The organism is Helicobacter bizzozeronii (genome assembly GCF_900196775.1).
Classification (GTDB): domain Bacteria; phylum Campylobacterota; class Campylobacteria; order Campylobacterales; family Helicobacteraceae; genus Helicobacter; species Helicobacter bizzozeronii.
Map to the genome: position 1 here is coordinate 1 of NZ_FZLB01000105.1, position 4,233 is coordinate 4,233.

Here is a 4,233-nt window from a genome sequence, read left to right on the forward strand (position 1 = left end):
CATGTTTTTGCACTAAGGGGTGTAAGCCTGTAGAAGTTTTGGCATAGATTGCATCAAAGACCTCTACCGAGTGTTTAGGGTTTTGCAAACTCTCTAGTAAAGGCTCTATGTTGCGTTCTTTTAGACCATGTTCTAAACAAGTTTGTTTAGAGAGGTGGATAATAAAAATGCGCATGGCCTTCCTATATCAAAGATAAGGTATCATTATAAATTATTCTATCTTAAGGTTGTGCATGCCCTACCAATACCCTTTTTTAGACTTAAGCACCCTCCATGCGCCCTACAAGGATCGCTTTAAGCAGATTTTAGCCCGGCATTTAGAGGATTCTGGATTGATCAACGCCCCTACCAATACCCACTTCATCAACGCCTTTAGCCACTATTGCCAAAGCGATCATGGCGTAGGGGTCAATAGTGGGCTGGATGCGCTCACCTTGATGTTAAGGGCTTATCAAATCTTAGGGGCACTCCCTAGGGGGGCGGGTGTGATCGTGCCCTCTTTTACTTTTATTGCCACTATCTTAGCCATTTTGCATAATGATTTGATCCCCCAATTTGTAGATGTGGGGGCAGATTATTTGCTCGATCCCAAACTGGTCGAATCTGCCATCACGCCCCAGAGCAAGGCGATCCTAGTGGTGCATTTATACGGGCAGAGCGCTAACATGCACGCCTTGCAAGCGATTGCGCAAAAACACCAACTCTTACTTTTAGAGGATGCCGCCCAAGCGCATGGTGCGCTCTTTGAGGGGCAAAAGGTAGGGAGCTTAGGGCATGCCAGTGCCTTTAGTTTTTATCCCAGTAAAAATCTAGGCGCGCTAGGCGATGGGGGTTGTGTGTTGAGCTCTGATCCACAAGTCATCGAAATGGTGCAGATTTTGGGCAATGATGGCGCGCCCTACAGAGATCATGCGCTCTATGCGGGCTTTAACTCCCGCTTGGATAGCTTGCAAGCCAGCTTTTTACACGCCAAGCTACCCGACCTTGATTGTAACAATGCCAAACGGCGCGCGGTGGCACAACTCTATTTTGAGGGTATTACAAACCCCCATATTATCTTGCCCCCGATTAGAAATTTTGATGAACATGTCTTCCATCTCTTTGTGATCCGCACACATGCTAGAGACCAGCTCCAAGCCCACCTAGCCAAGCATTCCATAGAAACCAGTATCCACTACCCCATCCCCTGCCACTTACAACCCCTCTTAAGCACCTACAGCCACATAGACCTACCCAACACACAACGCTTTAGCCAAGAAATTTTGAGCCTGCCCATCAGCCCTACCCAAAGCTTGGAGGCCACGCATTTTATTATTGAGGCGATCAATGGGGCAGACTTAAAATAGAATAACACCTAATTTAACCACATACGCTAAGATAGCAAAAAGAAAGGATGCCCATGTCTTGTGTGTTGGTGGTTGATATCCAAGAAAAATTATTCCCCGTGATGGCTGATAAAGACTTGTTGCTAAAAAATTGCACCCGGTTTTTAAAGATTGCGCGTGCTTTAGAACTCCCCATCTATGCCACAGAGCAAAACCCGGCAAAATTAGGCCCCACCCTAGCCCCCCTCAAGGAATATTTCACCCAAGAGGCTTGGATTAAAGAGAGTTTTAGTGCTTATCCCGTTTTTAGCACACCCCACAAATCTCCCCTCATCCTCTTGGGGATTGAAGCCCATGTTTGTGTCTATCAGAGTGCCAAAGATTTTTTAAAACATGGCTATGAGGTAACCTTGCTGGCTGATTGCACCAGTTCTAGGGATTTGCAAAATAAGACCCTAGCCCTAGAGGAGTTAAAACGCTTGGGGGCGCGGATTTTATCGGCTGAGATTGTCGCCTTTGAGTGCATGCAAACCTACACCCACCCGCAGTTTAAAACCATCTCCCAAATCATCAAGTAGCCTTAAGCGTAATAATCCACCGCACCTTGAAAAATGGGCATGGCATATTGACCGGGGACATTTTGATACAGACCGGGTTTAAAACGCTCGGTGTGCCCCATTTTGCCAAAAATGCGCCCACCAGCAGAAGTGATCCCCTCAATGCCACAGAGTGAGCCATTAGGATTAAAGGGAGTCTCTAGGGCAATATTGCCTTGCAAATCCACATACTGGGTGGCAATTTGATCGCCTTGGGACAGATCGCCAAGCATGGCAGGCGTGGCAAAAAAACGCCCCTCCCCATGCGAGATGGGCACAGCGTAAATCTCCCCTATTTGCGTGCGTGCCAGCCATGGCGAGCGGTTTGAACGCACCTTGATATAGGCAATTTGGCTTTGGTGGCGCAAGAGAGAATTGGGCAGTAAGGTCGGGTGGTTTGCTTGTGAAGGGACAGGCCGCCCAAAGGGCAAGAGACCGGTTTTGAGCAAAGCCTGAAACCCATTGCAAACCCCCCCAATGAGCCCATCTTGGTGCTTTAAAAGCTCCAAGATCGCCTCTTGTAAGCTAAGGTTGGAGAAAAACGCCTTGATCATCTTAGCCGCCCCATCGGGTTCATCGCCCCCTGAAAAGCCCCCAGCTAAAAATAAAATTTGGGATTCTCTGAGGGCTTGGCGCATTGCCAGTATCGATTCGGCACTAAGCTGGGGAGTTAGGGTGTTGATCACAAGAGAGCGCACCAAAGCCCCCGCCCTCTCAAAGGCTCTTTGGGTGTCTATCTCACAATTAGTGCCTGCAAAAATAGGGATAAGCACCCGGGGTTTAGCGATCTTGGTGTGGCTTTTAGGCAAATCACAAAAAATCTTAGCCGGCGTGGGTAGGTCTGGGGCTTTGGGGGCTTTTGTGGGGTAGAGGGGTTCTAGGGGTTGCTCTAGCAGTTCTAATAGGGTGCTTAAGGGCAAACATGTAGATACGCGTTTGATATGGGCTTTAGCTGTGGTATGCCCCAAGAGAATCCCCTGATCTAATTTTTGCGTGCTTTCCACCACAAAGCCCCCAAAACACGGATCAAAGAGCAAATCTAGGGGCACTTCTTCTAACTCAACCCCAACTTTATTCCCCAAGGACATCTGCAAAATCGCCTGCGCTACGCCTTTACGCCCCAAAGCAGAAGCGGATAGAATCACCCCTTGGGCGATTAGGGCATGTAAATAAGTGAAGAGTTCTGCAAAATCATAGGGCAGACCATGCCAATCTAGGGGCGGGGTCAAAAGATAGAGATAGTGGTTTGCGCCCTTGAACTCGGGGCTAATCAGGCGGTGGTTTTCTTGGGCGCAGAAGGCAAAACTAATAAAAGTGGGGGGCACGCTTAACTCCTCAAAACTCCCACTCATCGAATCCTTGCCCCCAATGCAAGCAATGCCCAGTCTTTTTTGGGCTAAAAACGCCCCTAGTAGCGCGCCTAAAGCCTTCCCCCACTTGGTGGGGTGATCCAAGCGTTCAAAGTATTCTTGAAAACTCAAATAAATATCTTTAAATTGCGCCCCACAAGCCACCAGCTTACACACACTAGTAACTACCGCAAAATACCCCCCCTTGATCGGGTCTTGCGTGCAAGTGTGGGGGTCAAACCCAAAGGCGACTAGCGAACAAGTGTGGGTTTGCTCAAAGGGGATCGTGTGTGCCATCACTTGGATAGGCGTGCTTTGGTAAGCCCCCCCTAAGGGCATAAAGATCGTATTGTTCCCAATGGTGGAGTCAAATTGGCTGATTAGCCCTTTTTGAGAACAAGTATTCAAACCCAAAGCAAGGGCTTTAAAACTGAGGGTAAAAGAATGGACGCATTTAGGTAGGCAAGCAGGCGGGCAGATGTGCGCATGGGCTAATCTGGGTGCGCCCCCGCTTTGTAAAAGTGTTATGGGGATGTGTGCTAGGCGTTCTTGGTAATAAAAGAGTTCAAAATGCCCGCTTGGTGTGGTCTGCCCCACGCATGCGCTTAACACCCCCTCGCTCTCACAAAGCTTGTTGATTGTGTCTAAGTCTTTAGGATCAATGAGGATTGCCATGCGTTCTTGAGATTCGCTTAGGGCGAGATCGAGTGCGTTTAAACCTGTATATTTGGTGGGTATTTTATCTAGTTGCACGATCACGCCCATGCTGGCTAGCTCGGGGATAGCCACACTCACCCCCCCCGCCCCCAAGTCATTACAACGCTTAATGCGCTTAGTAAAATGGGGGTTGGCAAAGAGTCGTTGTAATTTGCGCTCCTGCAGAGCATCACCCTTTTGCACCTGCGCCCCGCAAAGCTCCAAAGATTGAATCTGGTGGGCTTGAGAAGACCCACTAGCCCCCCC

General features: G+C 48.8%; 3 protein-coding genes and 1 pseudogene. 2 read left to right on the forward strand and 2 right to left on the reverse strand.

Annotated features, from left to right (window positions below):
- Nucleotides 1-175, reverse strand: a pseudogene (locus tag C5684_RS08725) (glycosyltransferase family 25 protein); the annotation flags it as partial.
- Nucleotides 176-233: 58 nt separating this feature from the next.
- Here C5684_RS08725 and C5684_RS08730 point away from each other — a divergent pair.
- Together C5684_RS08730 and C5684_RS08735 are read left to right on the forward strand one after the other, a co-directional pair.
- Complete coding sequence (locus C5684_RS08730; RefSeq protein ID WP_104640069.1) at nt 234-1,346, forward strand: DegT/DnrJ/EryC1/StrS family aminotransferase; 1,113 nt, start codon at nt 234-236, stop codon at nt 1,344-1,346.
- Between the two features lie 53 nt (nt 1,347-1,399).
- A complete protein-coding gene (locus C5684_RS08735; protein ID WP_104640070.1) occupies nt 1,400-1,903 on the forward strand; it encodes an isochorismatase family protein in 504 nt (167 codons plus the stop codon).
- 2 nt (nt 1,904-1,905) lie between these two features.
- Here the strand turns inward: C5684_RS08735 and C5684_RS08740 are convergent.
- Nucleotides 1,906-4,233 (reverse strand): phosphoribosylformylglycinamidine synthase subunit PurQ (locus tag C5684_RS08740; RefSeq protein ID WP_104640071.1); only part of this gene is annotated, 2,328 nt, incomplete at its 5' end.